The sequence below is a fragment of the Terrabacter sp. Soil810 genome (genome assembly GCF_001429645.1).
Classification (GTDB): domain Bacteria; phylum Actinomycetota; class Actinomycetes; order Actinomycetales; family Dermatophilaceae; genus Terrabacter.
The window spans coordinates 40,007-54,667 of the sequence record NZ_LMSW01000001.1 but is presented as its reverse complement, the minus strand read 5'-3'; the positions used below and the strand labels follow the sequence as shown (position 1 = coordinate 54,667).

Genomic DNA, 14,661 nt, shown 5'->3' with positions numbered 1-14,661 from the left:
CGAACGTGTCCACCGATCCCGGCGCGAGCCCCGACCGACGTCCGGAGCCGGCGCGCGGCCTCGTGCTCGTCGTCGAGGACGAGCCGGCCATCGCCGACGTGCTGCGGCTCAACCTCCGGGCGGCCGGCTACGGCGTCGAGGTGGTCGGCGACGGGGCCCGTGCCCTCGACGCCGCGCGCGACCTGCGACCGAGCGCCATCGTGCTCGACATCGGCCTGCCGGTCCTCGACGGCATCGAGGTGTGCCGCCGCCTCCGGGGTCGGGGCGACTGGACGCCGGTGCTCTTCGTGACGGCCCGCGACGACGAGGTCGACCGCATCGTCGGCCTCGAGCTCGGCGCCGACGACTACATCACGAAGCCTTTCTCCCCGCGGGAGCTCGTGGCACGACTCGGGGGCGTGCTGCGACGCACCCGCGGGGACGCGATGGCGCCCGAGATGCTCCGCGTCGGTGATCTGAGCATCGACCTGACGAGCCACGAGGTCCGGGTCGCCGGTCGCGAGATCGCCCTCACCGCAACGGAGTTCGACCTCCTGAGCCACCTCATGCGGCGGCCCGGCGTCGTCTTCACGCGTGAGCAGCTGCTCAGCGACGTCTGGGGGTATGCCGCGACGGCCGGCGGGCGCACCGTCGACGTCCACGTCGCCCAGGTCCGCGCCAAGCTCGGCGACGCCAGCCCGATCCGGACCGTGCGCTCCGTCGGGTATGCCGCCGAGCGGGCCCCCCGCGACGCCGCCGACCGCGCCCCCGACCTTCCACCCGACCTTCCACCCGACCTTCCACCCGACCTTCCACCCGACCGGGACGCCGGTGCGAGGGGCGACACCGCCGACGCTGTCGACACCGACACCGACACCGACACCGACACCGACGCCATCGGCCGGACCGGCACCGGACGGCTCGACCCGTGACGACCGTGCGGGGGTCGCTGTCACGCCGGATCGTCCTGCTCGCCGTCGGCATCGCCGTGCTGACGGCCCTGCTCGCCGGCCTGCTCGCCGTCGGCCTGACCCGCACGTCGGCCGACGAGTCGGCCCGGCGCACGCTGTCGAGGATCGCCGACGCGAGCGCCGAACGGGCCGACTCCGGGGTGGTCGCCCGGGCCTCGCAGGCCAAGGCCGTCCGCACCCTGGGTGCCCTCGGGGTCGAGTCGGCCAGCGTCGGACGCGGCGGCGCCGTGACGTCGACGAGCGCCCTGGCCCGCGACGCCCTCACCCCGGCGCGTCAACGGGCGCTCCTTGCCGGGCGCACCATCTCGACCCGCGACGACCTCGGCGGCACGCTCGTCCTCGTCGAGGGGCGGCCCACCGACGCCGGGGGCATCATCCTCGTCCAGCGCCGGTCCGACGCCACGGCCGACTCAGACCGGCTCGTGCGCCGGGTGCTCCTCGCCCTCGCCATCGCGGCCGTCGTGGCCGTCGTCGTCAGCGTCGCCGTGGCCCGTCGCCTGTCCCGGCCGCTGCGTCGCACGGCCGACGCGGCGCATGCCCTCGCGGCCGGGCACCGCGACGTGCAGGTCCCCGTCGAGGGGCCCGACGAGGTTGCCGAGGTCGCGAGCGCGCTCAACTCGCTGTCGAGCTCGCTGTCCCGGTCCGAGGGGCGCCAGCGCGACTTCCTGCTGTCGGTGTCGCACGACCTGCGCACGCCACTGACCGGCATCAGCGGCTACGCGGAGTCGCTCGCCAGCGGCGTCGTGCCGACCGAGGAGACCGCCCGGGTCGGCGGGGTGGTGCTCACCGAGGCGAAACGTCTCGAGCGCCTCGTCGGCGACCTGCTCGACCTCGCCCGGCTCGGCGCCGACAGCCCGAGCGTCAGTCCCGAGCGCACCGACCTCGTCGCCCTCGGCCGGGAGGTCGAGTCCGTGTGGTCGCGGCGGTGCGCCGCCGTCGGGGTGGCCTTCACCTTCGTCCCGGCCGTGGCCGACGCCTGGGCCGTCACCGACCCGGCCCGCGTGCGCCAGCTCGTCGACGGGCTGCTCGAGAACGCCCTGCGCGTCACGCCGTCCGGCCGCCCGATCGTCGTCGAGGTGCGCCGCGAGGCAGGCACGCCGTCCAACTTCGTCGTCGAGGTCCGTGACGGCGGACCGGGCCTCACCGACGACGACCTGCCCGTCGCCTTCGAGCCGTCGGTCCTGCACGAGCGCTACCGCGGCATCCGACCCGTCGGCACCGGGCTCGGTCTGGCCATCGTCGGGCGGCTCGCCCAGCTCCTCGGCGGGACGGTCGAGGCCGGGCACGCGGCCGAAGGGGGTGCCCGCTTCACGCTGCGCCTGCCGGACCACCCCGCGGCCCGCGCCGGGACCGACGCGACCGCCCGCGCCGCAACCACGCCCACCGCAACCACGCGCACCGCCAGCACTCCCTGACCGCGCCTGAGGCGCAGGCGCAGCGGACGGCATACGCGGTCGACCAGCGTCACGGGCCCGGTCACGCGCCGTGGTGCCGCGGATGGTTCGGCGTCCGGTGGGGTGATCACCACACCGGACGTCGGATCATCCGGCCGGCGGAATGGGGCGGCCACCCCGACGGTTGAGCAGGCATGACCACCTGGGGTTTCATCGGCAGCGGCAACATCGGCAGCACCGTCGCCCGGCTCGCGATCGCGGCCGGACACGACGTCGTGCTCAGCAACAGCAGGGGTCCCGAGACCCTCGCGGACCTCGTCTCCGAGCTGGGGCCGCACGCCCGGGCCGCGACGGCGCAGGAAGCGGCCGCAGCCGGTGACCTCGTCGTCGTGACGATCCCGCTCAAGGCCTACCGCCACGTCCCCGTCGACGGGCTCGCGGGCAAGGTCGTCATCGACACGATGAACTACTACCCCGGACGCGACGGCCGGATCGACGTGCTCGACGACGGCTCGACGACGAGCTCCGAGCTGCTCCAGGCGCACCTGCCGCAGTCGCACGTCGTCAAGGGCTTCAACAACATCTACTTCCAGCACCTGCGCGACCTCGCCCGCCCGTCGGGCTCCGACGACCGCAGCGCGCTCGCCATCGCCGGAGACGACGCCGCCGCCAAGGACTCCGTGCGCCGGGCCCTCGACGCCATCGGCTACGACACCCTCGACCTCGGCCCGCTCGCCGAGGGCTGGCGCACCCAGCCCGACCAGTCGGCATACGGCCTCCAGTACGCCGCCGACGAGAAGGACTGGACGGCCGGCGCACGCCCGGCCGGTTCCGACGAGGTCGCCGGTCGGGCCATGCGGGCCACCCGAGCCCCGCACGAGGCCTGAGCGGCCAACTCTCGACAGGGATTTGGGGACCGGACCGGGCCCACCTAGACTAGGCCCCGAGGGGAGTACTTCCTCGCGCGCTCCGGTCAGTACGGTGGTCCGACGACCACCCCGGTCCGCGGCCGACGGCAGTCGGTGAAGGAGACCTCAGACATCACGTTCTGAGGAGACCCATGCTCACTGCCCTGTCCGCCGCCACCCCGGCGCCGCCCACCGAGTCGATCGGTTCGCCGACGCTGTGGATCGCAACCATCGCCGGCGTCGCCGCCCTCTTCGTCATCGACTTCCTCATCACCCGACGCCCGCACGACCCGAGCATGCGCGAGGCGGTCGGCTGGTCGGCCTTCTACATCGCGATCCCCGTCGCCTTCGGCGGCTGGCTCTGGTGGCAGTACGGCTCCCAGCAGGGCGTCGAGTACTACACCGGCTACATCGTCGAGAAGTCGCTGTCGGTCGACAACCTCTTCGTCTTCATCATCCTGCTCTCGGCGTTCGCGGTGCCGCGCGAGCTGCGCCAGCGTGTGCTGCTCATCGGCGTCGGCGGGGCGCTCGTCCTGCGCGGTGTCTTCATCGCCCTCGGCGCGCAGATGATCGCGAGCTTCGCGTGGACCTTCCTGCTCTTCGGGGCGATCCTGCTCGCGACGGCCGTCAAGGTCGGTCGTGACGCGCTCTCGCACACCGACCACAGCATGGACGTCGACCAGCTGCGCAGCGTCACGCTCATCCGCCGCTTCTACCCGGTCACCGACACCTACGAGGGCACCCGCCTCACGGTCCGCCACGGCGGCAGGCGCGCCCTGACGCCGCTCGCGCTCGTCGCCGTCGCGATCCTCGGCACCGACATCGTCTTCGCCATCGACTCCGTACCGGCCGTCTACGGCATCACCGGCGACGCCTACCTCGTCTTCGCGACCAACGCGTTCGCGCTGCTCGGCCTGCGCGCGCTCTACTTCGTCCTCGAGGGCGCCCTGGCCAAGCTCGTCCACCTCGGCCACGGCCTGTCGCTCATCCTCGCGTTCATCGGCGTCAAGCTCGTCCTGCACTGGGCGCACGGGGTGTGGCCGGGCGTCCCGGAGATCCCGACGCTGCTCTCACTCGCGGTCATCATCGGCATCCTCGCCGTCGTCACCGTGACGAGCCTGCTCGCCAACCGGCGGACCGAGGCCGAGCAGGCGGACGAGCCCGACGACGAGCCGTCGCCGCTGCCGCACGCCTGAGGGGACGTATGCCGTCCGGCCGGCCACACGGCGTACGCGGTCGTATGCCGTCCCGACCGTCATGAGGGAGGCGTCCCGCCGGGTGCGGGGCGCCTCCCTCGTCTGCCGCACCCCGTCCGGCCCGTCTCCGGCGGGGTGCCGCGCCTCAGCTCGTCGCGCTCGGGGAGGGTGAGCCGCCGGGCTGGGACGTCATGACCTTGAAGACGACGACTCGCGCCGTCGGGTTCGTCGCGCCGACCCCGGCGACGAGCGCCTTCGCGCCCACCTTGACGGCGCCGATCGTCGAGTCGGCGCCCTTGCCGTTGGCGCGGACCCGGACCCTCGTGTCGCCGGAGACCGCGAACGTCTGCGAGAAGCCGTCCTTGGCCTTGACCGTGACCGACGTCGCGGAGACGGCGGTGACGTCGCCCCGGATCGCCTGGTGGGTCACCGGGCCGGTCGGGCTGTCGGTGACCCAGGTGCCGTGCAGGGCGCGCATCATCCGGACGCGCAGGCCCTTGCGGTCGCCCTTGCCGCCCTGGGCGGCGTCGGCACCCTGGGCGGCGTCGGCGGTGGCCGGGGTCTCGACGGCTGCCGAGACGAGGTCGATGGTGTCGCCATCGGTCGCGGCGACATCCTGCTCGAGCGGCGCGGCGCCGATGGCGCTGGCAGCGGTGCCGGTCGCGTCGGTCTTGGAGCAGGCCCCGAGGGCGAGGCTGCCGAGGACGAGGACAGCCGCACCGAGGGCCGTCGATGAGCGCAGGAGGCCGGTCGTCCGGCGGGTGTCGTTGTTCATGCCCCTACGTTCGCGCACGCAGGTGAAGCCTCGGTGCGGGTCGTGTTCGGATCGTGTTCGGGCGCTCAGGTCCGACCGGGGAGGGTGGTGCCGTCCGGGCGCCCAGCGCAGCACGAGCAGGCTGAAGGTCCGCGCGGTCCCGGCCAGCTCCTGCACCTGCTCGTCGGTCGCGACGGTCAGGCCGGTCAGGCCGGTCAGGCCGGTCAGGCCGGTCAGGCCGTCGCCGTCACGCATCGTCGTCACATCCCCAGCTTCTGGTGCTCGACCTCGACGAGCGCCACGACCCGCTCCTCGTCGCGGCCGTAGGGGGCACCGACGTACTTCATCGAGAGGTCGTCGACAGCCGCCCAGCCGGCGTCGCCGTCGAGCCACTCGACGAGGCGGCCCCGCAGCACGACGGGCGTGAACGGGGCGTCGGGCGGGGTGAGCGAGATGGCGACCCGGGGGTCACGGCGGAGGTTGCGGGCCTTGCGGGAGCCGGGTCCGGTGAGGAAGGCGACGCGGTCTCCGACGGTGCCGATCCACAGCGGCACCGAGTGTGGGGAGCCGTCGGGAAGGGTCGAGGCCAGGTGGGCGATGGGGGTGCCGTCCAGGACGGTGCGGACGTCGTCGTCGAGCATGTCGTGCTCCTTCACAGATGGGCAGAGTCTCCGAGGTTCCTTCAAGAGACTTGTTGACCGTAACAGCATGAGTTCCTTCAGGGAACCCCGAATGCTAGGTTGGTCCCATGCAGCGCACCCAGTTCGGCGACATGACGTGCTCGATCGCCCGCACGCTCGACGTCATCGGCGAGCCGTGGTCGCCGCTGATCCTGCGTGACGTCTGGGTCGGCCTGACGAGGTTCGAGCAGATCCAAGCCGACCTCGGCATCTCTCGAAAGGTGCTCACCGAGCGGCTCAACCATCTCGTCGACCAGGGCGTCTTCGAGCGTCGTCCCTACGACGCCCGCCCCCGCTTCGAGTACCACCTCACCGAGAAGGGGACCGAGCTGGTGGAGATGCTCATGGTCATGGCGCGGTGGGGCGACCGCTGGCTCGCGGGCTCGGCGGGTCCACCCGTGCTCTACCGCCACCACGCGTGTGGCGAGATCGCGTCCGTCGACCCGCGCTGCAGCCGCTGCGGCGACCCCATGCACGCCGATGACGTCGACGTGCTGCCCGGTCCCGGAGCGGCCACCTGACCCGACCGCAGCCGCACACGTCGGGTCAGGGACACACACGACGCGATGGGTGGCCGTCCCCCAGGCGTGCCTCAGATGTGGAACCGCGCCTGCGGGGGCGTATGCCGTCAGGCGAAGATCGGGCCCACGGCGGGGTAGGCGGCGGTGAGCGCCGTGCGGACGGCCGAGAGCGAGGGCACGTCCGTGCCGCCCTGGAAGCCGGTGTCGAGACGCATCGGCTTGCCCCACGCGGTGAGGTCCTCGATCGTCGTGCCGGTCGCCGCACCCGAGAGCTGCCCGAACCAGTCGGCGCGGCCGTAGGTGACGTCGCCGCCGATGCACACGAGGTCGACCCAGGACGGGTCGGCGAGGCACACGTTCTCGTAGGGGTCCGGGAGGTGCCGCTCGAGGACGACGAGGTCGGCCGGGCGGCCCACGGCGAGCGACCCGAGGTGGTCGTCGAGTCCGGCGAGCCGGGCCGCGACCGAGGTCACCATGGCGACGAGGTCGGCGGCGGCGACCGGGTGGCCCTGTCGCGCGAGCTCTCGGCGGGCGACCTTCATCTCGGCGAGCAGGCTCGTCGAGCCCGACGGCAGCCAGTCGGCGCCGAGGGCGACGGGCATGCCGGCCGCGATGGCCTCCCCGGCGAGGGTCGTCTCGCCGTAGAGCCGGAGGTTCGACTGGGGCGACCAGACGAGCCGACAGCCGAGCCCGGCAACGGTGCGCAGGTCGTCGGCGGTCAGGGCGCTGCCGTGGATGATGTTCGTGGCCGGGGTCGCCCCGCCGAGGGTGAGGAAGTGCTGGAACTCCTTGGCGCTCACGGCATCCCCGCGTCGGCCCTCGGACAGGTGCAGGTAGAAGGCGTTGACGTCACCCGCGGTGATGCGCGCCATGACCGCCTCGAAGCTCGGCAGCCCGAACGACCCCGAGGGCAGGTCGATCATCGACCGTGCACGGTGGGCGCCGAAGGCCCACTGGTCGATGTTGCGCACGAGCGGCTCGGACGACGCGCTGCTCGCACCCGACGCTCCCTGGATGCCGGTGACGCCGCCGACGAGGGCGCGCACCTCGGCGTAGCGGGTCTGCGTCTTCGGCGGCACCTGGGTCAGGAGGATGTTCTGCGGGTCGCGGACGAGCGCCTGGTAGGGCTTGGACCGGCGCCACGCGTAGCGGTTGTCGTAGATCTTGGGCGGCTCCCAGGCCGCGAAGACGTTGAACTCCGGGTGGCCGTGGAGGTCGAGCAGGCCCGGCAGGATGACGCCGTCGGTCTCGAGCACGGCGACGTCGGTCGGCTTGCGCTTGGAGACGCGGTCGACGAGGCCGTTCGCGACGGTGACGTAGCCGCTCGACCAGGCCCCGTCGGGGGTGATGACGGCGCCGTGCAGCGCGAAGGGCGCCGGGGGCAGCGCGCGAGACCGGCGCGGCGGCTCGGGCAGCTCCTCGGTGATGCCGCGGGCGTAGGCCTTGGCGAACGGCCCCGGGCCGCGGCCCGATCCGCCCGGCCCCCAGTGCTCGAGGGCGGACTTCGTGCCGGCGGCTGGCCGCGCCGGGCGGGTCACAGAGCTGGCCATGTGCGGGCTCCCTTCGGGACGACGACGCTGATCGTCGCGCGCTTCGTCTGCTTGTCCTCGCCGGTGCGGGCCGCCCACGCGTCGACGTCCCGCCACCACGCCGGAGCACCGGGTGGGAGGTCGACCTCGGGGATCGGGGCGAGGTCGGTGGGACCCCACGTGGCGGCGTACGGCGTCAGGTCGCCCGGCCCCTCGGGGGTCACGTGGGCGGCGAGGTCGGCGAGGTGGTCGTTCCAGTTCGCGAGCTGCGCGGCGGTCGTCTCGGCGAGCGGCTTGCCTGACGCGCGCGCGAATCCCTCTGCGTACGTGGGGTGCCGGATCGCTGCCAGGTGTAGCGCCGCGTCGGTGTCGGGCTGGGTCCGCGCCCACGCGGCATACGCCGTCGACGCGAGGTCGCCGAGCGCGACGACGGCCGTGACGTCGGTGCCGACGAGCAGGGCGTCGAGCCAGCGGTGCCGGTAGGCGGCGATGGCCGCGTCCTTGGCGTGCCGGCTTCCGGCCGCCTGCCCGAACACGCTGTAGAGGTAGACGTTGACCATCGCGTATGCCGTGTGGACGCCGACCTTGGCCAGCAGCCCCTGGACGCGTTGGCCGGCCTCACCGACGAGGATGCGGCGCGAGATCGCCTCGTGCGTCGCAGGATCCTGGCCGAGGACGAGCACGCGGGCGCTGCCGTCGAGGCGGCCACGGTGGAAGACCGGGCCCCACTCGGTGCGGAAGTCGGCCGCGGGGTAGACGTCGTCGCCGGGATAGTCGGCGACGAGCGACGCGAAGGGCTCGGCGCCGTAGCCGACGCAGCTCTGGTGCACCACGGCCATGGCAGACCTCCACCCGATCGACAGCCGTTGTCAGTGCAGGGTGGTTCGACGGTAGTCCTGATACATCCAGCCCGTCGGCGGATCGGCGGATCGGCCGTCGGTCCGGTCGGGGCCGGCCTCAGTCCTCGCCGGCCGCGCGACGCAGGAGGAGGGCCCTCTCGGCGTCGTTCTGGGTCATGCCGGCTGCGCGGGCGAACTCGGCGCGCGCCTCGTCGTCGCGGCCGAGCCGGGCGAGCAGGTCGCCGCGGACGCTCGGCAGCAGGTGGTAGTCGGCGAGGGCTTCGGCGGCGACGAGCCCGTCGACGACCTCGAGCGCGGCCTCCGGACCCTCGGCGTAGGACAGCGCGACGGCACGGTTGAGGTCGATGACGGGCGACGGGCGGATCGCGGCGAGCTGGGCGTAGAGGCCGGCGATGCGCGCCCAGTCGGTGGCATCCGGGGTGCGGGCGCGGGCGTGGCAGGCAGCGATGGCGGCCTGCAGCACGTAGGGACCGGTGACGCCCTGCGACGCGTCGACGAGCGACACGGCCCGGTCGAGGGCGGCGAGGGCGTGACGGATCAGGGCCCAGTCCCACGTGGTGCGGTCCTGGTCGAGGAGCAGCACCGGCTCGCCGTCGCGGCCGATGCGGGCACGGGTGCGCGACGCCTGGATCTCCATGAGCGCGAGGAGGCCGTGCACCTCGGGCTCGCCGGGAGCGAGAGCCGACAGGACGCGGCCCAGCCGGATGGCCTCCTCCATGAGGTCGCCGCGCACCCAGTCGCGACCCGACGTGGCGGCATACCCCTCGTTGAAGATGAGGTAGACGACCTCGAGGACCGACGCCAGCCGCGGGGCGAGGTCGGCGCCCGACGGGATCTCGATGGTGACGCCGTCCTGGCTCAGCGTCTTCTTCGCGCGGGAGATGCGCTGGGCGATCGTCGGCTCGGTCGTGAGGAAGGCGCGGGCGATCTCTCGGGTCGTCAGTCCACCGATCATCCTCAGGGTCAACGAGATCCGCGCCTGGGCGGTGAGTGCCGGGTGGCAGGCAGCGAAGACGAGGCCGAGGACGTCGTCGTCGATGTCCTCGAGCGCGGCGTCGAAGTCGCCCTCGGCCAGCTCGGCCACCCTCAGCTCCTCCATGTGTCCCACCTGCTGCAGCTTGCTCGCGAGGTTGACGTCGCGCCGGATGCGGTCGATGGCCCGCCGCCGGGCGGTCGACGTGAGCCATGCACCCGGCTTGGTCGGAATGCCGTCGCGGGGCCACTGCTCGAGCGCCTGCACGAAGGCGTCCTGCGCGAGGTCCTCCGCGAGGCCGACGTCACCGACGACGCGGGCCACGATCGCCGTGACCTTGGCGGCCTCCATGCGCCAGACGGCCTCGAGGGTGCGCTGGACGTCGTCGGACGATGTCGGGTGCGGCTCTCGGGCCCTGCCCTCGTCGGTCTGGTCGGCGGTGGATGACACCCCGACACTCTGGCACGGACCGGTGTCGTGCAGCTGCCGGCCCGGCCGACGGTCAGCCGCGCGCGGCGTTGCGGGCGGCCTCCGCGCGCATCTGCTCGTCGCGCCCACGCATCTCAGGGGTGAACTCGTCGCCGAAGTCCTCGGCCGCGAAGACCTGGCGCAGCTCGAGCGCCTGCCCCGGGCCGGGCACGCACGACACGGGCCACTTCCGGAGCCACTCGAGCGCCTCCTCTCGCGAGCTGACGTCGATGATCGTGAAGCCGGCGATGAGCTCCTTGGCCTCGGCGAACGGCCCGTCGGTGACGACCCAGTCACCGTCCTCCCACCTGACGCGCGCACCCTTGGACGACGGGTGCAGGCCCTGGCCGTCGACGAAGACGCCCGCCCTGAGCATCTCCCCGTTGTAGGCCTGCATGTCGGCGAACTGCTCCTGCGTGCCGGTCGAGCCCTGCTCCGAGTCGGGGCCGGCGGGGACGATGATCATGAAGCGCATGACGGTCTCCTCGTGCTGTCGGTGCGGGTCAGGCCCCCGCCTCATCCCTACGTCGAACGGGACAGCGAGTTCTCGACACGACGGGCGAGAGCCCGGTAGAAGTCGGCGTTGGCGAGGTAGCGGTAGTGGTCGGTCGCGAGGCTCCCCGCGGCGAAGAACGCCGAGTCGTCGACGCCGTCGACGATGCCCTCGGCGCGGAAGCTGAGCAGGTCGGCGTGGTCCCAGACGTTCCACCAGCCGCCGAGGTGCTCGCGGGGAGGGTATGCCGCCGGGCCGGGTCCGCGGTCGGGCGCGCTCTCGAGGAAGAGCCCGAGCTCCTCGAAGAGGCCGACCTGCGACGCGGCGGCGCACCAGTAGTCGATGCGGATGCCCCGGTGCTCCGGCATCCGGGGCAGGAAGTGGGTGACGAGGTCGTAGACGATCTGCCCGCCCATGCTGTGGGTGAGCACGACCAGCGGCTCGCCGCGGCTCTCGGCGGCGAAGGCCGCGGTGTCCAGGCCGGCCAGGACGCGCTCGATGATGGGCCCCGGCGACTCGGCGCTGCCTCGCGTCGAGATGTAGGTCATGACGTCACCGAGGAAGACCGGCACGAAGTCCTCGAGCGGCCGCCGCAGGGAGGTCGCCGCGCCGCGCAGTCGCCGGACGCGCCGTGACGCGGTCGCGGCGTCCGCGCCCGTCAGGTCCGGAAGTGCCGCGGCCGCTGCACCGGAGGCGACGTCGGCTGCGGCGGCGGCGACTTCCTCGGCGGCCGCCGGGACGTCGAGGGGCCGCGACACGAGGGAGCGGCCTCCGAACGCGAAGTGCGCTCCGAGGTCACCCCAGTAGACCCGCATGATCGGCACCCCGCCCGGGTCGTCGGAGACTGCGGGCGCGACGTGCTCGCGCAGGTGCGCCTCGATCGTCGGCCACGGCACCTCGCCGAAGGCCCGGGTCGCCCGGGCCAGACCCGGGTCCTCGTCGCGGACCGCGACGCCGTGGACGAAGACGATCGGCACGGGGGTCCTGCCGTCCGGCCTAGAGCTCGAGCCGGGCGGTCGCGGCCGACTCGACCCCGTCACGGAAGGCGACACCCTCACGGGCGGCCTGCGCCACCGCCTCGAGGACCGGGACGAGGCCGTCGTCGTCGACGTGACCGGCGACCTCGTCGGCGACGGCCTTGACCTGGTCGGGGGCGTTGCCCATGGCGACGCCCCACGCGGCCCAGTGCAGCATCTCGAGGTCGTTGCGCTGGTCGCCGCAGGCGACGGTGTGGATCGGCTCGACGCGCAGCTGACGGCGGACGAGCTCGAGCGCGCTCGCCTTGGACACGCCCTCGGGGTTGATGTCGAGCCACGCCGACCAGCCGACGGCATACGACACCCCGTGCAGACCGGCGCGCTCGACCATCTCCATGAACTCCTCGGCGGTGGCCTCGGGCTGACGGAGGGTGACACGGGTGACGGGGTGCGCGATGAGCTCGTCCCACTCGACCTCGCGCGACTCGCCCATGAGCTCGCCGTCGGGGAAGTGCTTGCTCACCTTGAAGCCGACGCCGGGCTCCTCGACGGCGATGAGGGCGTCGGGGAGCGCGACGCGCATCTTCTCGAGGACCGACTGCGGGTCGAAGGTGACCATGTCGATGATCGAGTAGCCCTCTGCCGCAGTCGGATCGAGCCGGAGGGTCAGTGCCCCGTTGGAGCAGATCGCGTAGCCCTGCCGCAGCCCGAGAGCGTCGAGGATCGGTGTGGTGGCGATGATCGACCGGCCCGTCGCGATGACGACCGCGATGTCCTCGGGCAGCGCCTGGACGGCGTCGCGGACGCCGTCGGAGAGCTCGCCCATGTGGTTGAGGGTCGTGCCATCGAGGTCGAGGGCGAGCAGTCGCTGTGCCATGCGCTCACCGTATCGTCCGGCTCGAGCCGCCCAAGCAGGCCCGGACACTCGTCCCCCGCGCGTCGCGCAGCCGTCACCGGCCCGTCACCCGGAGGTCGCTGCGTCAGTGCTGCACCCCATGCAGCACTGACGTACGCGCGCCCGGCTGCCGACGGACGACCGTTGCTCGTCAACCCACTTCGACACGCCGCATGACACGCCGCGTCTGCGCGCCGACGACGACCAATGGTCGTCGCTGGGCGGCCCGCCCGGCGAGGCGTGAGGGCTCAGTAGATGCCGGTGCCCAACGGGTGCCCGGAGTTGGTGAGGCTTCGGGCGGTGAAGCCGCCCCTGCCGTTGCCGGGGTAGAGCCAGAGCCGGCCCGCCGTGTCGAGGGCCAGCAGGTCGGCCTTCCCGTCGCGGTCGAGGTCGCGCCCGGCCAGCAGCCTGGTCATCGAGCCCCAGCCGGTACCGACGCGGACCGGCGACGCGAACGTGCCGTCGCCCCTGCCGGCGTAGAACGAGAGGTCGCCGTTGCCCCACTGGACATGGAGGTCGGCGAGGCCGTCCCCGTTGGCATCGCCGATCGTGACGATCTTCTTAGCGGCACGGAACGTGCTCGCGGCCACGACCTTCCCCGCACCGAGCCCCTGCAGGCCTCGGCCGGGGTAGAAGACGAGCTCCCCCGTCGAGCGTCTGGCGAAGAGGTCGGCCATCCGGTCACCCGTGAAGTCGCCGCCGGTGACGAGGAGGTTCATCGAGTTCCACCCGCCGGCCCCGATCCGGACGCGGTTCTGCCCGGACGAGTAGCTCCACAGCGCGCCGGAAGAGTCCCTGGCGACGAGGTTCTCCCGACCGTCGTCGTCGAGGTCCCCGGCGAGCGCGATCGAGTTCACCGACCGCGTCGGCATCACCGACGTGCTGAGACCGTTGTCGAGGTCGAAGGTGCCAGGTCGGCCGACGTGCATCATCAGAGTGTCGTACCAGGGGTGGAACTCGCAGAGCTCGCGCAGGGCATCGCCGTTCCACAACGAGACCAGAGCCGGCGCGCCGGGGACGGCGAGCTTCGCAGTCCAGAGGTTGATCGGCAGGTAGCCGGGGCTCGAGCAGCGCACGTTGGCCTGGAGCGTCGTCGAGCGCTCCATGGTGTGGATCCTGTGTTGGAGGCCCGTCCTGCCGTAGAGGGCCACCCCGTTGCGGTACCACTGGCCGTTGCACGCCAGGTCCGGGACCACGGACTGGCTGCCGGGATACCAGGAGAGGATCCTCACGGCGGCGCGGACGAATTGGCCCGATGCGACGGTGCCCTCGGTCGTGAGCGACACCATGACGACCCCGACGGGTGGGGTGCTCCCGGACGACCAGACGCTGCTCGCGCCGGTGGTTGCCTGCACGGACTGGACCGAGACCGACAGGGTGCGCCCTTCGTCGGCGGCGGTCCGGGCGTGAACCCACCCGGGCAGGCCGGGGTCGGGGGCGATCGCCGCGCCGGCCCGCGACCAGAGGTAGGTCACCGAGACCGTGCCGAGCTCGGCCTCGAACTGGGCGGGCAGGTGCGGCAGCTGCATCTGGAACTGCCTGCTCGACTCGTCGTAGGCGATGCCCCCCACCTGCCACCGCGTGGCCACGAGCGGCGCACTGGTGGCGGTCTCGGTGCGCCCGTCCGGGGCCACAGCCGTGACGGTGGCCGTGAAGGTGCGACCGAACTTGGCCCGGCCGACGGCCGTCGTGGCGAGCGTCTCCGTCGTCGTCGTGCGCCCCAGCTCACCCGTCTCGTCGGCCCACACGTAGGAGTAGGTCGTTCCCGCGGGCGTGTCGGGCTGCGGGACGACCACGGACGCGGCCTGGGCGTCCAGCACGACGCTGAAGTGAAGTTCCTCGATGAGGTCAGCCGTGTCGGCAGCCACGGCGGCCGACGCCGACCCGAGACAGACGAGGGCTGCTGCGAGAGCGGCCACTAGGCGCCGTCGGCCCCGCCGGGTCGAACCCTCGGTTGCCTGACCTGCCTTTGCGCGCGCGGACGTGTCCATTGCCCCTGTCTTCCTGCCGAGCTCGTCACCTGCAGTCCGCACTGTAGGGCCGGGGTCGCCGCTGCGGAGCCG

The 14,661-nt window shown here is 72.8% G+C and carries 14 protein-coding genes; 5 read left to right on the top strand and 9 right to left on the bottom strand.

The genetic code is table 11. The features are described from left to right. Positions 1-5: 5 nt before the first annotated feature. The 4 genes from ASG96_RS00210 (at position 6) to ASG96_RS00195 (ending at position 4,448) form a co-directional block, all read left to right on the top strand. A complete protein-coding gene (locus ASG96_RS00210; RefSeq protein ID WP_369813555.1) occupies positions 6-911 on the top strand; it encodes a response regulator transcription factor in 906 nt (301 codons plus the stop codon). Beyond that, positions 908-2,365, top strand: coding sequence for a HAMP domain-containing sensor histidine kinase (locus ASG96_RS00205; protein WP_057585873.1), 1,458 nt, complete (start codon positions 908-910; stop codon positions 2,363-2,365). Before ASG96_RS00210 ends, ASG96_RS00205 begins: the two co-directional genes overlap by 4 nt. 173 nt (positions 2,366-2,538) lie before the next feature. Further along, entirely contained in the window at positions 2,539-3,231 is a 693-nt protein-coding gene (locus tag ASG96_RS00200) for an NADPH-dependent F420 reductase (RefSeq protein WP_056755697.1), read from the top strand. Positions 3,232-3,404: 173 nt separating this feature from the next. Beyond that, entirely contained in the window at positions 3,405-4,448 is a 1,044-nt protein-coding gene (locus tag ASG96_RS00195) for a TerC family protein (protein WP_056755695.1), read from the top strand. Between the two features lie 145 nt (positions 4,449-4,593). Here ASG96_RS00195 and ASG96_RS00190 read toward each other — a convergent pair whose 3' ends face one another. Together ASG96_RS00190 and ASG96_RS00185 are read right to left on the bottom strand one after the other, a co-directional pair. Next, positions 4,594-5,466, bottom strand: a complete 873-nt coding sequence (locus tag ASG96_RS00190; RefSeq protein ID WP_056755692.1) for a hypothetical protein — start codon at positions 5,464-5,466, stop codon at positions 4,594-4,596. After that, a complete protein-coding gene (locus ASG96_RS00185; protein ID WP_056756409.1) occupies positions 5,463-5,843 on the bottom strand; it encodes a TIGR03618 family F420-dependent PPOX class oxidoreductase in 381 nt (126 codons plus the stop codon). Before ASG96_RS00185 ends, ASG96_RS00190 begins: the two co-directional genes overlap by 4 nt. Positions 5,844-5,950: 107 nt before the next feature. Here ASG96_RS00185 and ASG96_RS00180 point away from each other — a divergent pair, with 107 nt between their 5' ends. Beyond that, positions 5,951-6,403, top strand: a complete 453-nt coding sequence (locus ASG96_RS00180) for a helix-turn-helix domain-containing protein (RefSeq protein WP_056755689.1) — start codon at positions 5,951-5,953, stop codon at positions 6,401-6,403. Between the two features lie 107 nt (positions 6,404-6,510). Here the strand turns inward: ASG96_RS00180 and ASG96_RS00175 are convergent, their stop codons facing one another. The 7 genes from ASG96_RS00175 to ASG96_RS00145 all read right to left on the bottom strand — a co-directional run bounded on the left by ASG96_RS00175 (position 6,511) and on the right by ASG96_RS00145 (position 14,517). After that, complete coding sequence (locus tag ASG96_RS00175) at positions 6,511-7,953, bottom strand: amidohydrolase family protein (protein ID WP_235506556.1); 1,443 nt, start codon at positions 7,951-7,953, stop codon at positions 6,511-6,513. Beyond that, positions 7,938-8,771 carry a uracil-DNA glycosylase family protein gene (locus ASG96_RS00170; RefSeq protein ID WP_056755685.1) on the bottom strand — a complete coding sequence of 278 codons (834 nt, stop codon included), beginning with the start codon at positions 8,769-8,771 and terminating at the stop codon, positions 7,938-7,940. Before ASG96_RS00170 ends, ASG96_RS00175 begins: the two co-directional genes overlap by 16 nt. 118 nt (positions 8,772-8,889) lie before the next feature. Continuing rightward, entirely contained in the window at positions 8,890-10,215 is a 1,326-nt protein-coding gene (locus ASG96_RS00165) for an RNA polymerase sigma factor (RefSeq protein WP_082588634.1), read from the bottom strand. 52 nt (positions 10,216-10,267) lie between these two features. Beyond that, entirely contained in the window at positions 10,268-10,708 is a 441-nt protein-coding gene (locus ASG96_RS00160; RefSeq protein ID WP_056755681.1) for a YciI family protein, read from the bottom strand. Between the two features lie 47 nt (positions 10,709-10,755). Beyond that, positions 10,756-11,703: a hypothetical protein gene (locus ASG96_RS23520; RefSeq protein ID WP_056755679.1), complete on the bottom strand. Its 948-nt coding sequence runs from the start codon at positions 11,701-11,703 to the stop codon at positions 10,756-10,758. Positions 11,704-11,722: 19 nt separating this feature from the next. Further along, on the bottom strand, positions 11,723-12,580 hold the full coding sequence (locus ASG96_RS00150) for an HAD family hydrolase (RefSeq protein WP_056755675.1): 858 nt from the start codon (positions 12,578-12,580) through the stop codon (positions 11,723-11,725). Positions 12,581-12,846: 266 nt separating this feature from the next. After that, on the bottom strand, positions 12,847-14,517 hold the full coding sequence (locus ASG96_RS00145; RefSeq protein ID WP_057585871.1) for a VCBS repeat-containing protein: 1,671 nt from the start codon (positions 14,515-14,517) through the stop codon (positions 12,847-12,849). Between the last annotated feature and the right edge of the window lie 144 nt (positions 14,518-14,661).